This is a genomic window from Rossellomorea sp. NPDC071047, assembly GCF_050270195.1.
GTDB lineage: Bacteria > Bacillota > Bacilli > Bacillales > Bacillaceae_B > Rossellomorea.
In genome coordinates, this window is the sequence record NZ_JBNNJT010000002.1 from 316,405 (window position 1) to 331,848 (window position 15,444).

General features: G+C 45.2%; 13 protein-coding genes and 1 pseudogene. 8 read left to right on the forward strand and 6 right to left on the reverse strand.

Translation table 11 applies throughout. The annotated features are described in order from the left end of the window. Positions 1 to 7: 7 nt before the first annotated feature. Positions 8 to 301, forward strand: a complete 294-nt coding sequence (locus ACQKFO_RS09375; protein ID WP_427598230.1) for a hypothetical protein — start codon at positions 8 to 10, stop codon at positions 299 to 301. 169 nt (positions 302 to 470) lie between these two features. On the opposite strand, the gene ACQKFO_RS09380 is transcribed toward ACQKFO_RS09375, so the two are convergent. Next, positions 471 to 2,549 carry a peptidoglycan D,D-transpeptidase FtsI family protein gene (locus tag ACQKFO_RS09380; protein WP_427598232.1) on the reverse strand — a complete coding sequence of 693 codons (2,079 nt, stop codon included), beginning with the start codon at positions 2,547 to 2,549 and terminating at the stop codon, positions 471 to 473. A gap of 279 nt (positions 2,550 to 2,828) precedes the next feature. Here ACQKFO_RS09380 and ACQKFO_RS09385 point away from each other — a divergent pair, with 279 nt between their 5' ends. Further along, positions 2,829 to 4,082 (forward strand): ATP-binding protein, encoded by a 1,254-nt coding sequence (locus ACQKFO_RS09385; RefSeq protein WP_427598234.1) that lies wholly within the window; start codon positions 2,829 to 2,831, stop codon positions 4,080 to 4,082. A gap of 141 nt (positions 4,083 to 4,223) precedes the next feature. On the opposite strand, the gene ACQKFO_RS09390 is transcribed toward ACQKFO_RS09385, so the two are convergent. Further along, complete coding sequence (locus tag ACQKFO_RS09390; RefSeq protein ID WP_427598236.1) at positions 4,224 to 4,556, reverse strand: hypothetical protein; 333 nt, start codon at positions 4,554 to 4,556, stop codon at positions 4,224 to 4,226. A gap of 87 nt (positions 4,557 to 4,643) precedes the next feature. Here ACQKFO_RS09390 and ACQKFO_RS09395 point away from each other — a divergent pair, with 87 nt between their 5' ends. Next, complete coding sequence (locus tag ACQKFO_RS09395; RefSeq protein WP_427598238.1) at positions 4,644 to 4,970, forward strand: hypothetical protein; 327 nt, start codon at positions 4,644 to 4,646, stop codon at positions 4,968 to 4,970. A 290-nt stretch (positions 4,971 to 5,260) separates the two neighbouring features. Here ACQKFO_RS09395 and ACQKFO_RS09400 read toward each other — a convergent pair whose 3' ends face one another. Together ACQKFO_RS09400 and ACQKFO_RS09405 are read right to left on the reverse strand one after the other, a co-directional pair. After that, positions 5,261 to 6,280 (reverse strand): ABC transporter permease subunit, encoded by a 1,020-nt coding sequence (locus tag ACQKFO_RS09400; RefSeq protein ID WP_427598240.1) that lies wholly within the window; start codon positions 6,278 to 6,280, stop codon positions 5,261 to 5,263. Between the two features lies 1 nt (position 6,281). Continuing rightward, positions 6,282 to 7,133 carry an ABC transporter permease subunit gene (locus ACQKFO_RS09405; RefSeq protein WP_427598242.1) on the reverse strand — a complete coding sequence of 284 codons (852 nt, stop codon included), beginning with the start codon at positions 7,131 to 7,133 and terminating at the stop codon, positions 6,282 to 6,284. Between the two features lie 473 nt (positions 7,134 to 7,606). On the opposite strand from ACQKFO_RS09405, the pseudogene ACQKFO_RS09410 reads away from it, so the two are divergent. The 5 genes and pseudogenes from ACQKFO_RS09410 to ACQKFO_RS09430 form a co-directional block, all read left to right on the forward strand. Next, positions 7,607 to 7,930, forward strand: a pseudogene (locus ACQKFO_RS09410) (alpha/beta hydrolase fold domain-containing protein); the annotation flags it as partial. Between the two features lie 239 nt (positions 7,931 to 8,169). Beyond that, a complete protein-coding gene (locus ACQKFO_RS09415; protein WP_427598244.1) occupies positions 8,170 to 9,657 on the forward strand; it encodes a phytoene desaturase family protein in 1,488 nt (495 codons plus the stop codon). A gap of 15 nt (positions 9,658 to 9,672) precedes the next feature. Beyond that, entirely contained in the window at positions 9,673 to 10,158 is a 486-nt protein-coding gene (locus tag ACQKFO_RS09420; RefSeq protein WP_427598246.1) for a glycosyl-4,4'-diaponeurosporenoate acyltransferase, read from the forward strand. Positions 10,159 to 10,241: 83 nt separating this feature from the next. Then, a complete protein-coding gene (locus ACQKFO_RS09425; protein WP_427598248.1) occupies positions 10,242 to 11,348 on the forward strand; it encodes a glycosyltransferase in 1,107 nt (368 codons plus the stop codon). Between the two features lie 370 nt (positions 11,349 to 11,718). After that, a complete protein-coding gene (locus tag ACQKFO_RS09430; protein WP_427598250.1) occupies positions 11,719 to 12,126 on the forward strand; it encodes a hypothetical protein in 408 nt (135 codons plus the stop codon). Between the two features lie 207 nt (positions 12,127 to 12,333). Here the strand turns inward: ACQKFO_RS09430 and ACQKFO_RS09435 are convergent, their stop codons facing one another. Further along, on the reverse strand, positions 12,334 to 13,986 hold the full coding sequence (locus tag ACQKFO_RS09435) for a M14 family metallopeptidase (protein ID WP_427598252.1): 1,653 nt from the start codon (positions 13,984 to 13,986) through the stop codon (positions 12,334 to 12,336). 568 nt (positions 13,987 to 14,554) lie between these two features. Next, a complete protein-coding gene (locus ACQKFO_RS09440) occupies positions 14,555 to 15,439 on the reverse strand; it encodes a hydroxymethylglutaryl-CoA lyase (RefSeq protein ID WP_427598254.1) in 885 nt (294 codons plus the stop codon). Positions 15,440 to 15,444 lie beyond the last annotated feature (5 nt).

Genomic DNA, 15,444 nt, shown 5'->3' on the forward strand with positions numbered 1-15,444 from the left:
GATTGGGATGTTGGTGACGGAGTATGCGAAGAACGTGTCAGAGTTTCAGATTGATAGTTTGAAGGTGTATGGGGTGGTGATGGGACTGTTGGATGGCGAACGGGTGAGGCGTGAGGATGGGTATACGTTTATTAGTTATAGGGAGATGTGGGAGGGGTGTCAGGAAGCTGGGGTTTTGTCGGGGTATGAAGTGCCGTTTGCGGTGATGATGGATATGATGGGTGTGGTGGAGGATGGGGGATTGATTGGGAGGGAGAGGGTTAGTGGGGGGAGTTGGGTGAGGGTTGATCGGTGTTTCTGATAGATGAAAAAAGGAAGCATGAGACAGGAAAGAGTGGAGACGGTCCGCACTCTACTTTTCTCTATTTTACAAAGAAAAAATCATGTCTGACTTAAGGGGGCTGTCCCTAAAGTAAGCAGTTGCTACTTTGGGGACAGCCCCTTTTCCATTAATAGTCCTCATTCTTTTTTTACTCAAAGTATGTGTCCATCACTCGTTTGGAAATGGTCTTATTGATATAGGGATCGTGTTTCTGGTGAGACCATGGAACGACGGTTGCGAAGGCGATTTCAGGCTGGTCAAACGGTGCGTATCCGATCAGAGAGGTGTTGTAGGTCGGTTGTGCCTTCTTCATATCCGGACCTTTGTAAAACGCCTCTGCCGTTCCTGACTTACCGGCTGCATTGTAGGAGGCATCTTTGAAGAGGTTTGCCGTACCCTCTCTCCCGTGAAAGACCCTATAGAAGCCTTTTTGTACTTGACGGATTTCGTCTCGTGAGGCGTCTATGCGGTTCAGCACCTCTGGCTCCTTCTTATACACGACACTCCCTAATGAAGGTGACTGGTTGGAAGGTTCGCGCACCCCTTTTAACAGGTGAGGCTGAATCCGCTCCCCGCCGTTTGCGATGGTTGAAACGTACTGAGCCAGCTGCATGGGGGTGTACGTGTCGTATTGCCCGATGGCAAAGTCGAGAAGCAGTCCCGGGTGTTCCGCTGTTCCCTGATAACCCGGTGATTCACCGGGCAGGTCGATCCCTGTCGGCACGCCCAGTCCCATTTGGGCAAAATGCTCCCTGAATGTCCGGAAGGCGTCTCCCTTCACTTGAATGGGTGCTTCCGGAACATACCTGCTCCCTGCAATCCGGAGTGCCACTTTCCACATATAGGAGTTAGAGGATTTCTCAAGTGCAAATAGATCAGAAATCGGGCGTGTACGCTGCCCCCATTCATTGAACCAGGAAGCCTTCTTCGGTGTTCCTTTAATATAAAGGGGTTCATCCACAATCCTTTCCCCCGGCTTGATTTGATTGGTCATATAACCGGTTAAGAGGGTGGCACCTTTCACAACGGATCCGGATTCATAGGAAGTCGTGTAGGTCCCCAAGGAATAATCCTGGAATTCGACTTCCCCATTCGGAAGGATTTCCTTCACTTTCTGGCCGACCATGGCTTCGATTTCCCCTGTGTACGGATCCATCATGACCACGAATGCCCGATCCAGATAAGGAGAACCCTTCGTACCGATATGTTTTGAAAGCTCTTCCTGTATGATCTTCTCGATCTCTTTTTGCAATTCGACATCAATGCTTAACACAAGGTCTTTCCCGCTGTGTCCCTTTTGGATGACCTTTGTCCCAATGACTTGCCCGTCTTTTATGATGTTTTTGACTTTCTTTTTTTGTCCATTTAAGAGGTCTTCATACTTTAATTCCAAGTAGCTGGTACCCACGCGGTCATTTCTGTCATAACCCTCCGCCAGATATTTTTGGAGGAGATCTTTAGGAATCCCTTCCCTGGTTGAAGACACATCTCCAAGCACAGAGCGGAGAGTGTGGTCAAGTGGATAAGACCTTGTCCAATCCGTTGTGACGTTCACACCCGGCAGTTCGTCGAGGTGGGCACTCACTTGTGCATATTCGGTGATGGAGACCCCCTTGTTTTTAACGATTTGAGGGGAGAGGGCATACCCTTTGGAAATGTTTTGATAGATGGCCAGCATCTCATATTCTTCTCTCGTAAAAGAGGCCCATTCCCTTTCGCTGATTCGATTCAGCTTTAATTGATAAATCTTCTGGTCGGCTTCTTTGGTAGAAAGACCCTTCTCGTTTTGGATGCGGTCCACTTCGGAAGCGGACACTTTCTTGTCGGCTTCCGAGGGATTCATCCAGATCCAGAAATCCTTTTTATCTCTTTCTGTAAGTGACTCGATGTTCACTTCGATCATATCGGCCAACTTCTTTGAAACCTTCCGTAATTCTTCTTGACTCGTATCTGATGTCCGGGTATAGGTGATGGCCCGCTGTGGCTTATTGCCGACAATCAACTTCCCGTTTCGGTCATATATTTCCCCTCGTGGCACGGGTGAATTCACTGTCAGACTTTCCTTTTTCTCTACTACTTTTTCATAAGACTGTCCATTCACAATCTGGACCATGCCCAGTTTTACAATCAACATGCTGAATAAGAAAAAAACCGTCACAAATAGAATCTTCATCCGCTTAGGATAGACTTTCCTGTTCATGCGTCGTTTTTTGAATCTCTTTCTCATTTTTATCACCATTGTATTTCTGACTTATTACAATTAAAACAAAGGAATAACAAGAACCCAAGGGATATGCTGAAACGTTCATGAAATTGTTTCATCTATTACAATCCCGTTTCTGGAGTGGGTAGAGTGAGGACTGAAACCACTCTACTTTTTTCTTTTGATAGAAAGCCACGAGGACAGGAACCACGGTTTTTTTATAATAAAAAGGTCGAAGTACCAAAACTTTCTGAATTTTGATAAAATAGAAGATACCTAGAACAGAAGGCGAATGGTGCCCGGATGAGTATAGTGAAAGATTTCCTGCTGCAATTTACATTAATGGTTATTCCGATCTTCAGTTACTTTACGTTTATTCTGGAGAAGGTGAAAGAGGACCGGTCGATCAAGATGTTCATGACCATTTTATGGGGAGTGTCCATCCTATTGTGCATGTCCTTTCCCGTGGAATACGCTGGGGGGGCACGCCTCGATATCCGGTTTATCCCTCTGCTATTCGGGACGTTATACCTCGGAGTTCGGTCTGGCGTGTTTCTGTCAGCCTTAATCATTCTATATCGCCTGTCTTTCGGGATCAGCATGGGGGTCGTGACGACAATCGTTGTGCTCATCATTATGCTCCCTGTCATTTTTTACGTTCAGCGATTATTTTTACGTGTGAATAGGGATCGAAGGATCATCATTGCAACGGGATTATCGTTCCTGTACTGTGTCTGCGGCATGTTGGTATTTGCGGGCATGAATGGATTCTCCATCCCTGTGTTGAAAGTTCAGGGTATTCATCTGCTTTTTACGATTGCCGTCACGTGGTTCTGTACTGTGCTGATCGAGAAAATTCGTGAGATCCATCAGCTCAGGCTGGAGGTCCAGGACTCGGAAAGGTTCAAGGCGATCAGTGAACTCACCGGTGTGTTTGCCCATGAAATCCGCAACCCTTTGCAGGTGAGCAGGGGATTTCTTCAACTCCTCGATGAACCCGATCTCCCTTTTCGCCAAAAAGAATACATCAAGTTGTCGATTGAAGAATTAGATAGGGCCAATGAAATCATCCACGACTTTCTCGCTTTAGGCAAACCCTCCAACAGTACATATGGAACCATCAATGTCAGTGAACAGCTAAAACGTACAGCATCGCTGATTCAAACCTTTAATGTGAACCAGCAGGTTGAATTTCAAACCGACATCCAGGATCACTGCTGGATGAGAGCAGATCCCCAGAAGCTGAACCAATCCCTGCTCAATATTTTGAAAAATGCAGTGGAGTCCATGCCGAATGGCGGTACCGTGTCGCTTTCGTGCCATCAGACCGCCGATGGACACATCAGGCTTACGGTCAAGGACCAGGGAATCGGTATGAATCCAAAACAGGTCCAGCGCCTGGGATCTCCTTATTATTCTCTGAAGGAAAAAGGGACAGGCCTTGGGATGATGGTCAGCTATCAAATCATCCATTCCTTTAAGGGGAAGATCAGTGTGGAAAGTGAGGAAGGGGTGGGGACGGAATTTGTTATCGAGTTTCCGGGTGTTCGGGCATAAAAACGGTGTTGACCTTTTGTTGGTCCACGCCGTTTTCTTTTTTGAAAGCAAAGTGGCGGTTCTGTTGCTTCGGTTTTAGGGAGCCGGGGGGACAGGTTCCTTGGTAACGGAGGGTTCTAATATTGTGGAGTATATGAAACGTCAATTAACATCTTCAGTTATTTTTCTATCGTTATAAAACTCTTTCATAGATTTTTTTAAATTGTTTTCCTGGTAAGGAGTTTTTTCTAATGCTTTATCAAATAGTGAGATAATCGATGATTTGTTATCTTGATAGTTTTCTGTACTCATGTAGATTCTCTCTTCTTCAAAAATTTCTATAACAATTGCACTTTTTCTTTTTTGATCTAATTTACTCCAATGCTTTACTGATAAATCATGATTAGAAATCTCTGCATCGGGTTGCCCACCTATACAGCCGAGTAGTAAAAAAGGGAGCGTACAACATAGTAAAATAGCAAGTGATCTTTTCAAGTGATCCCTCCAAATTTCATGTATGTATTTATGGTAACTGTGTTTATTGTAATGTGAAAAGCGAAGTTAGCCAAGGGGACAGGCCCTTTGGCTAAGGATAAGATGATGAAAAGAGGAGGGATTGGGATGTTGGTGACGGAGTATGCGAAGAACGTGTCGGAGTTTCAGATTGATAGTTTGAAGGTGTATGGGGTGTTGGCGGGGCTGTTGGGTGTCGAGCGGGAGAGGCGTGAGGATGGGTATGCGTTTATTAGTTATCGGGAGATGTGGGAGGGGTGTCAGGAGGCTGGGGTTTTGTCGGGGTATGAAGTGCCGTTTGCGGTGATGATGGATATGCTGGGTGTGGTGGAAGATGGGGGATTGATTGGGAGGGAGAGGGTTAGTGGGGGGAGTTGGGTGGGGAGTGTGGGGTGATGGGTGTTTCTGGTAGATGAGTAAAGGAAGCGTGAGAACCGTCACTGTGCTTCACATTGGATAGGTTTTTGCCGATACGAAAGGAGTTGCGGCAGGGATAAAAAAGAGCTTCATCCCATTATTTTGGAAGTGAAGCTCTTTTTATTTGTGGGCTAACATACGCTGATTTTTTTTTTTTTTTCGAGGTACCTGCCCCCCTGGATTATTCAAAAATATATATTCTAGACTTAACCGAAAGTTCAGCCGACTGTATAATGTAAACGAGTATTTAGTAAGAAGTAAAGCTCTATTCAACCCATAGATCTCTTTACCCGATCAAACCGTTCCTCTTCTTTAACCTGGCATTCTTCTTTTGGTTCTGCTATCGGACTCTTTTTAGGAGGCGCCGATTGCATGTTTTGATACCCTTCCAACATTAACTTAAAAGCCAAGACAGTCAATGTTAGTAAGAAAATCGGGGAGATCGCAATCCACCAATAGGTCGTAAATAAAAAGCGGAAATTATTACCGATAATCCCCGACCACTCATTGGAAAGGGAGACATAGACCAGATTTCTAAATAGGTCTTCTTTCATGGCTCCCCCTCCGAAGAAGATGCCAAGAATTCCTAAGTGAGCGAGAAGAATCAGCACCTGAATCATCTCCCGCAAAAAAATGATTACGAGCTGGGGTTTCAAAAAAGGTAAAATATGTTTCATGAGAACATGCCTGCGGTTCCCGCCGAGGATTCGCACACTTTCCATAAACTCTTTTCGAAGAATCTGATTGACCTCTTTGGAAATCGTCAGTGAGGTGATGGGAACGGCAGCTAATGTTAACACTATGACTTCAATGATCACCCTTGCTCCAAAACCATAGGTGAACTCACTGTCGACCCCGTTAAACTGACCGTCGGCAAACAGAACCCAATATAGCATTAAATAGGCGATGAGGGTGACCGGATAGTAGTAGAATGCTTCAAGAAACGGGCGGCTCCATTGATTCAGCTTAGGGGCATAAAGCTCAGAAATCGTTCCCCATACAAAAGACAACATGAAGCGCAACCCTGCTATCAGTAATGCGACGCCAAGGGTATATTTTGCTCCGATGAGGAGGATATGAAACATGCTTTGTGCCAGGTTGTTGGTCCCGAAAGGAGGATATTCCCAGGGGGAATAGGGTGGGCTCTTCACCCCATCTTCTGTAAAGCGAAGCTCTGCTACCGGGATATAATTATCGAAGAACCACCCATACATTAAGCTTCCCATGAGCGTGAGAAAGACAAATAGAAAGCCGGTCATAAATGACTTATTTCTCAAAACACGGATCATTCTATTCCCCTCCTACATACTTCGTTTTTAGCTTCTTAACCACTTCCTCCAGCAGAAAAAGCGGGATAAACATCAAGATGACGCTTATGGTGGCAATCTCATAGGCCGGATGATTGATAACGAACCAGGTGAGTCCGTATGTATTAAAGAGGATCTCGAGCATAATCAGATTGGAAAACATAAACGAAATAATCATCTTGGAATGATTAATCAAACTCACTAAGCTATTACGGAAAACATGCCTCATTAATACATGAAAACCCGTCAATCCCTTCCCTGTAGCGAGCTCCACATACGGCTTCATCAATTCATCTTCGAATATGAGTATCAACGTTCGGTAAAGGAAAATCGTCGGAAGGATACTATAGGTGAGAAGTGGAAGGGCGTAGGGTCGTTCTGATCCACCTACCACCTCGAAAACCAATATCCCGGTTTTTTTAAATAAGTACACGAAGAAGAGCTGCGCCAGGACAATGACAAAGACATCGGGGACCGATTCCAGAAGGGTAGAGCTTCTGATCAATAGCAGCCTCTTCTTCAAAGAAAGCTGAAACGTAATCAGAATCCAAAGAATTGCGAACCCTAGGGATAGGAGAAAGCCCAGAAACAATATCGTCAACGTATAAAAGTAAAAACCGAAGAAATCTGGAAAAACATCATACTTCGTTTCATGGGTGAACGACTCGGTCTGGAAGGTCATCGTGTCAGGGTGTGTGAGCGTATATACTAGATGTGTGAAGTTTTGCCAGAAAGATGAGAAGCTGAGATTGATTTTTCCCTGAAAGAGACTGATGAAAGCTCCGAGGCATAGAATACATATAATAATAGATAGTATACGTGCTAACGTTCTCATCCTCGATCACCCATCCTTTTACTAGCCACCGTGACTGCTTTCATCCACGGTATTGTTTGATTCAGTGCCAATGTTTTTATGTATTTCTATCCTATATCGGTTTAAAAAATCAGCAACTACTTTACATAGTAGGAAAATAACCACGGACTGTATTAGAACTACTACCCATAATATTACTTCTGGATAGTACCTTCCTTTTTCAATATTTTACAAATGAGATCTGGAAAGTATCCCCTTACACACGTCTTCCGTTGAAACCCCCATATTAACTCTAGTGATTTTTATCCTGTTTCCAGTAATCATGTATTCACCCCCCCTTTTATTTCCATTTTATTGTAACATAAGAAGAATAAAGATATAGTGCAAAAGTCCAAAAATGAGGGTAGAGTGGGGACGGTTCCCACTCTACTTTTCTTCTTATACAAGGGAAAAAAACTCCCCAATAAGAAGCTCCACTAAACGCCCCAGTTCACCAGAAAAGTAGAATAAGGATCATCCCCGGTTTATACGTCCCAGGGAAGGGACAAGCGGGTCATCTTCTCGCTTCCCCTGTCCGTGCGGAAGTTAGCGGCCGCTTAGCCTCAGCCCTGATTCTCATAGCTGAGTCCGATGCATTCAGGCCGGATGCCGAATGTTATGCAGAGAAATTAAAAGCAGCAGGGGTGAACGTTCAAGAGGCGATATTCAGGGGCTGTTCTCATGCGTTTACCCATCTGGGACCAAAAGAAAGAGCAGAAGAGGCCTGGCCATTGACCGAAGGCAAAATCAAAGCTGTGGCTGAAGCCCCTCCAAATTGAACCATGACCCAAACACATTCAAGTTTTTTCTTAGAGGCAGTTAGGGTATAAGATGAGTGTTGAAGATACAGACTTGATGTATTGGAAAAAGCACGCCAAACCGTGTCTAGTTCCATGATCCAGAGAGGGGTACAGAAAAGCTCGATATGGAACTGGCACAAGGACAGGCGGATGATGAATGGTTTTTTAAAAAAATACATACCCCAAACAAGATTTCCGAACAGGAGGAACAATAACCATTGAAAAATAAAACGGTACTGATCATTGGAGGCGGACTCGGCGGGGTGTCGGCTGCCATTACACTCGCACAGGCGGGATACGATGTCTCCTTATATGAAAAAAATAATCATATTGGAGGGAAGCTGAACCGGCTGGAACAAGACGGCTTTGGGTTTGATCTTGGCCCGTCCATTTTGACGATGCCGCAGATCTTTGAAAAATTGTTTGCGGCGAGTGGGAAATCGATGAAGGACTATGTGCAGATTGAAAGACTGGATCATCAGTGGCGTTCCTTCTTCCCCGATGGAAATGTCATCGACTTGTATGAAGATATGAACGACATGCGGGAGAAGAATGCCTCTCTCAGTGAAAAGGACATTCGTGAATATCAACGTCTGCTGGAGCATTCGAAGACTCATTACGATATGACGGATAAAACCTTATTTAAAGGTGCGGATACGGCAAAAGGAATCGTCAAGCAGGCGGGACTGTTCAGTGTCTTGAAGAACATTGACCTCATGTCCACAGTGCATAAATCCCTCGATAAGCGGATTAGTCATGAGCAGTTTCGCGATATGCTCTCTTATTTTATCAAATATGTGGGTTCGTCCCCTTACGATGCGCCGGCCGTGATGAATATGATGATCTATATGCAGCATGACCAGGGAGCATGGTACGTTCCCGGCGGTTTGCACAAGCTCGCGGACGCCCTTGTGAAGCTGGCGGAAGAAGTGGGGGTGACCTTCCATCTTGGACAGCGGATCGTCAAGCTTGAAAAGAAGGATGGCGACATCACAGGAGCCGTATTGGAAGACGGGACACGGGTGACAGCCGATCATTATGTCTCCAATATGGAAGTCATCCCGGTATACGAGCGATTACTGGAGGAAGACAGCGATTATATTGAAAAATTAAAAACGAAATTCGAACCGGCGAGTTCCGGTCTCGTCATGCATCTCGGTGTGAAGAAGAGTTATCCGCAGCTGCGTCATCATAATTTCTTTTTCGCAGAGAATATGAAGGAGCAAATGGAATCGATCTTCCACCGTCACGAACTGCCGGAGGATCCGGTCATTTATCTTGTCAATGTGAATAAGACCGATCCGACTCAGGCACCTCCAGGGCATGAAAATATCAAGGTGCTGCCTCATATTCCGTTTATCCGGGATGAGAATCCGTATACGCAAGAGGACTATGAACAATTCGCTGAGCGGGTCCTGATCAAGTTGGAGAAGATGGGTCTTGATGGCTTGCGTGAGAACATTGTCACGAGGGATATGTGGACACCGGAAGATATCAGGCGTACGTATGGCTCCGACCGCGGTGCGATTTATGGGACCGTATCAGACAGTAAGAAGAATAAAGGGTTGAAGCATCCGAAGCAGAGTGAACGCTACGACAACCTCTACTTTGTCGGGGGGACGGTGAACCCCGGCGGCGGAATGCCGATGGTTACCTTAAGCGGCCAGCTTGTGGGCGAGAAAATTATGGAGAGGGATTCTGGATAAAAAAGGGGGGATGTCATGATCGTCTCACTGCCTGACCATTGGATCATACTCATTGATGTGATTGCCTGGACGTTCTTTCATCTCGCCATCTCGGCCATTTGCTTGAAACTGCCTTTGACCTGGTTTCTGAGAGACCATTTCTGGTTTCGGACGTTCCCTTTTGAACAATCTGGAGCATTGTGGCAGCGTTTATTCCGGGTGAAAGCGTGGAAGGGTTTGATTCTGGACGGCACGATTTTCTTCAAAAAGGGATACAGCAAAAAGGGGCTGCATGGGACGAAGTCGAGGGACTTGATCATATTTGCGGCGGAAACGAAACGCGCGGAATTAACACATTGGCTCTCCATTTTCCCTGCTCCGCTGTTCTTCATATGGAATCCAGTATGGGCAGGATGGGTGATGGTCCTGTATGCCGTTGTCTTCAACCTGCCAATTATCGTGGTTCAACGGTACAATCGCGGGCGTATATCGGCTATTACGTCTGGCCATGGGAAGAAATGAAGAAGACTATTGTAAGTGCAGCTACATAAAGATTAAACGGGGATTGTCACGTTGGTGAGTTCTAGAGGAAGGGGGCAGGTTAAATGACAGCTTCAGAAGCGATCAATCTCATCCTGGGTTTTTGGGGGATTATCATTGGCATGATCATGTTTTGGTCCTTGCCGGTTCCAAGATTCACTTCGAGAAATACGGCGGGGTTGCCGTTTCTGTCCATCATTATCCCTGCCAGGAATGAAGAAGGCAGGATTTCCCCGTTATTGAAGTCATTACAGGAACAGCGATTCAAGGGATTTGAAGTCTTGTTGGTGGATGACGATTCTTCGGACCGGACCGTTGAGGTCGCAGAAAGCTACGGTGTCACGGTCCTGCAGAATAAAGGGGCAGGAAAATCGTCTGCCTGCTGGCGCGGTGCCAAGGAGGCGAAAGGGAGCTGGCTGCTGTTCCTGGATGCCGATACCCGATTCACCGGTGTGGATGGATTACGTAATCTTTTGCATTTCTACGAGAGGAAAGGAGCCAGGGGTATCCTCGCCTTGCAGCCCTATCACACAGTGGAGCGTGTGTATGAGCATCTTTCCATTGTCTTTAACATCATCGTCGTGGTGGGCATGAATCTATTTACCGTCTGGGGATCACGGTTCAAGGCAGCCGGCTCGTTCGGTCCATGTATTCTATGTAATCGAGACGATTACTTTTTATCTGGAGGGCATGAAAAAATCGAGGGTGCCATCATGGATGATCTGGCACTGGGAGAGGCCTTTCTTGATCAGAACCTTCCCGTTCGCTGCCTGGGCGGCAGAGGGATCATTTCGTTTCGCATGTATCCGGAAGGCATGGGGAGCCTTATCGAAGGCTGGTGCAAAAGTTTTGCCGTCGGTTCCAAGTCCACTCATCCCGTCGTTATGTTGATGGTCATTCTCTGGATTACGGGAAGTTTAACGAGCGCGTCTTCATTGATCTCTTCTATGATAGAGGGAAGTACTGTTGCTATGATCGTCTATGGGGTATTGTATATCCTCTATGCCGTTCAAACAGCATGGTTTGCCCGCAGGGTTGGGAATTTTAGGTGGGGGTATTTCCCTTTTTATCCGCTGCTTTTTTTATTCTTTGCAGTGATTTTCCTTTATTCTTTCATCCGGGTGAATATTTTTCATTCTGTGAAGTGGAAGGGGCGGAAGATAAAGGTGTGAAGGGCTAATAAAGGGGTCAGACCCCCGTCGTGCTAGAGCTTTAGCATGGTGGGGGTCTGACCCTTTTTTCTTCATTCAGAGAGCCTATATTTTCTTTAGTATCTAGTAATCTGCTGGAGCAATCTTTGGACGTAATAAATATTACATTGGAAAATTAGTAAAAAAAGAAATTTAAAGAAAATGAAATGATCCAAATTTCATTTTCTTTCGTTAGATTTAAAAGTAAAATCATGTGGTTTTTGAAACATTTTTCATCTCAAATGTCAGTCTGTTTACAACCATTTTAAACAGAAAAAAGCTCCGTTTATCTTCCTCCACACGTGGAATTTATAGGAGTGTAAGACGATAAAAACAAAAGGAGAGATGAAACATGTTAAAGAAAATCACAAGCACAGGATTGGCAATCGGACTAGCGTTTGGTGCAGGGGGCGCAGCATTTGCTTCAAGTGGAGAAGAAGTAAATGCAGATTTAACCACTACACTCAATGCACAGCTTGAAGACGGTGAATTGATGTCAAGCCAGGAATTTGAAGCAATGGCCACACAACATGATTGGCATGCGGAAGATCTCCAAATGTGGGCAGAATCCCAAGGCATGACAGAAGCGGAAATGCAGGAATGGGCAGAGCATTCTGGATGGAGTGAAGAAGATCGTGCTCAATTAAACCTGGATGTGAATGCGGATATAGAACTGGATAACCTTCTCGATTCCTCCGACGACGAGTATGATGAAGAGGAAGATGGAGTATTGGGTGATTTATTGAACGACTTATTGTAAATCTAAAGAATGCGAATTGACCGGAATGTAGATAATGAAAAGGCCGTCGAGAAAATATCGACGGCCTTTCTTGTGTCCAAGGCATGTCCGTAATAGGAAGAAGTAAGTATTACGATTCATGGAAGCGTGGGTGCGGTTCTGCTGCTTCGTCTTGACGAAAGGGAAGCAAGAGAACCGTCCCCGTGCTTCCCACAGAGCTGCAGGAAATTACCTATTCATAAACTTCTTCATCTCTGATTTCTTTGGATCAATCGTAAACCTGTAAATCGGTAATTCCTGGCCAACTTCAGAAGGGACATAGTTAAAGCTTACATAACTGTCGACTGATTCTGGCTCAAGTGATAAAGATAATAGATTTGTCTGAGGCTGTGCCGTCAAGAATACATAGCTGCCTTTCGGGAAAGTCACTTTCTCTTTTGATACCTTTGTTTCCACGTCAACAAGCTGTCTGTCTTCGTATTCTCCAATATTGTCCTTTTTCGTGACGGTAAAGGACTCGGCAGGCAGTTTTACATCCTTAGGCAACGTAAAGCCTTTTAATCCCTGGTTTTTGAGTTTTTCAGCTATTTCCTCCTGACCGGGCATAAGCACATAGGCAGTCGGTCTTTCTCTTACTAATGTTGGTTCTGCATCAGTCGCGCTGAAATAGTTGACCGGAATGTCCTGCACCGTACCTGAGGCGATGTCTACCATTTCAAGGGTTTGATCGGCAAGCTCTTTGTTTTCACTATCGATGATGATAGGATCATTGTCATTTGGAAGCAAACCTTTTTTTACTAGATTCAGTCTTTCGGATGCTACCAGGTGTTTGATTTGTCTTGCATGGTCGGCAGTTTGCGTAAGTATTTTCTCATGTGTAGCAATTTGTGCATTCACTCGTCGGGCAAAGTCTTCCCGGCCAATCCCGATCCCGCGGCTTTCTACCAGAAAGGAGAAAGATGGAGCAAGCCCAAATGAATTGCGTCCTATCCTTGGTTCGGTTGAGCCTTCGACGATTTCGATTTCACCCTGATCATCTAAACCGGCCGTATAATAGGTTTCTCCTGAAATTCCTTTAGATTCCAAGTCTGCTAGAACAGGTTCTTGAAATAGGCGATTCGACATGGTTCGAATTCTTTCAGGAATGTTCAAATTGCGTCCGGATTGGATGAGGATATCATGAAATTTTAAAGCTCCTTCCTCGCCTACTTGACGAAAGGCACTGCTGTACACTGAATACTCGTGGGCATCAATGACGACTTCTGGTGAGTACTTGTTGAATTCTTTATGAACCGCCTGTACCTCAGGTGTTTCGAGTTTAATATGATCGCGGTTTCCATCCAGCCCATTGGCAAGCTGTCTAATAAAGGCGTAGGAGCCGTCTGGATTAATTCTTGGAATGACGATCACATTGATGTCATCGAGGACTTCCTCCCCTAGTTCACCCGTCAGACGATTCGCTATAGCAAGGATGGCTTCACCGCTGGCAGGCTCGTTGCCATGAATCTGGCTTTGGACCCAAACAATCGGCTTTTTTGATAGAAGACCTGTATCGATTCGTTTATCTTTGGTGAAATAAAGGGCTGGGATGTCTCGTCCTTCCTGGGATGTTCCGATAGATTTGACGGTCAGATAAGGACTTTTGCCTTCAAGCTGTTGTATGTAGGAGAGCATTTCTTCCTGAGAAGTAAAAGCTTCGCCTTCTCTAGAAAAGGCAGGTGTGTTATCCGTTATTGGCAGTTCTGGATAGAGGTGCCTTACCTGATCAGGCTGACTGTATGTCTTCCCATAGTAAGGGGTTTCCGCCTGTACAGAAGGCGCAACTAAAAAAGTGGCGGCTATTAGAACCGGTAAAGAACGTTTCGTTAACAATCTTTTCATAGTGGTTTTCCTCCTTTTCTTCTCAATTAAATGATAGAGTAGAACGACAAAATAAGTCAAAAAATTCTGAATAGTAGTTTAGGAGTGGTTCATTTCTTTTTCTATCAAAGAGTCTGTAAGCTAGGTTGTACGATCTACTTTTCTTCGGTTTACGAAACATTTTCAATAGGATTGTAGAAGAATTTTCCTAAAATGTTAGAGATATGTTCTGGAAAAAACAGTTCTTTTGTTGGGGATGGGGAGAGCCATGGGGACAGGTCCCTTAGTTCAGGATTGAATGAAGAAAAAGGGGAGGAATTGGGATGTTGGTGACCGAGTATGCGAAGGTGAACAGTGCGGAGTTTCAGAGTGAGGGTTTGAAGGTATATGGGGGTTGCGACCGATCTAGGCGTAAGGAGGGAGAAACGTTATTTTCGGGGAAAAGAAGCAGGGCTTTTAACGGGGTATGAAGTGCCGTTTGCGGTGATAGTTGGTGTGGTGGATAGATTGTTAGGGAGTTGGATGAAACGGCGGGAACAGTTCCGGTGAAAAGGAAGCACGGGCACCTTCCCCGTGCTTCTATTAACAGTTAAGAGATTCCTGCCTTCATTAACATTCCGTCCAGTGGGCGTCCCATGATGTTTTCTAACCATTTGGATGTTTCCAGAAGTTTTTTGAGATCGGTGTTCGTTTCAATATTCATGCCATGAAACATATTGACCATATCTTCCGTACACACGTTGCCGACAGCTTTAGGTGCGAATGGGCAGCCTCCCATTCCGGCAATAGAAGAATCAAATCGTCGAACGCCGGCTTGATAGCCTGCAAGGGTATTAGCTAATCCGAGTCCCCGCGTATTATGAAAGTGAAGGCCTAAAGATAGATCTTTATCGAATCGATCTTTACATGCCTGAACGACAGTCTGTACCTGGTTTGGGTTTGCCATGCCTGTTGTATCTGCGAGGGTAAGCTCTGTACAACCGGCTCTTAAGAATTCTTCTGCTACAAATAGTACTTTGTCGAGAGACACTTTCCCTTCGAAAGGACAACCAAATACTGTCCCTAAGACACCGGCTGCTCTTTTATTAGAGTGAATACCTTCTTTGATGACGTCAGTTAATTCAGATACTGCCTGATTAACCGTTCGTTTCGCATTTCTCAGATTGAATGTGTCGCTTGTCGTGGTGACGACGTGTAAATAATCGATATCCGTTTGAAGAGCACGATTGAGTCCTGATCGACTCAGGACGAGGCCGCCATATCGAACACCCTTATCCTTGGGGAGCTGGAGAAGAACTTCTTCCGCGTCAGCCATTTGAGGAACGACTTTTGGATTCACAAATGAAACGGCTTCAATGTATGTTATTCCGGCTTCAATCAATCGATTAATCAGTTCTACTTTATCTTTTGTCGTAACCAGTTTACACTCATTTTGCAAACCATCCCGTGGACCGACCTCACAAATCTCAATCATTTCTC

Excerpts from the sequence above, each read along its gene's own strand:
- ACQKFO_RS09375 (WP_427598230.1), top strand. The coding sequence starts at position 8 with ATGTTGGTGACGGAGTATGCGAAGAACGTGTCAGAGTTTCAGATTGAT.
- ACQKFO_RS09380 (WP_427598232.1), bottom strand. The coding sequence starts at position 2,549 with ATGAGAAAGAGATTCAAAAAACGACGCATGAACAGGAAAGTCTATCCT.
- ACQKFO_RS09385 (WP_427598234.1), top strand. The coding sequence starts at position 2,829 with ATGAGTATAGTGAAAGATTTCCTGCTGCAATTTACATTAATGGTTATT.
- ACQKFO_RS09400 (WP_427598240.1), bottom strand. The coding sequence starts at position 6,280 with ATGATCCGTGTTTTGAGAAATAAGTCATTTATGACCGGCTTTCTATTT.
- ACQKFO_RS09405 (WP_427598242.1), bottom strand. The coding sequence starts at position 7,133 with ATGAGAACGTTAGCACGTATACTATCTATTATTATATGTATTCTATGC.
- ACQKFO_RS09420 (WP_427598246.1), top strand. The coding sequence starts at position 9,673 with ATGATCGTCTCACTGCCTGACCATTGGATCATACTCATTGATGTGATT.
- ACQKFO_RS09425 (WP_427598248.1), top strand. The coding sequence starts at position 10,242 with ATGACAGCTTCAGAAGCGATCAATCTCATCCTGGGTTTTTGGGGGATT.
- ACQKFO_RS09430 (WP_427598250.1), top strand. The coding sequence starts at position 11,719 with ATGTTAAAGAAAATCACAAGCACAGGATTGGCAATCGGACTAGCGTTT.
- ACQKFO_RS09435 (WP_427598252.1), bottom strand. The coding sequence starts at position 13,986 with ATGAAAAGATTGTTAACGAAACGTTCTTTACCGGTTCTAATAGCCGCC.
- ACQKFO_RS09440 (WP_427598254.1), bottom strand. The coding sequence starts at position 15,439 with ATGATTGAGATTTGTGAGGTCGGTCCACGGGATGGTTTGCAAAATGAG.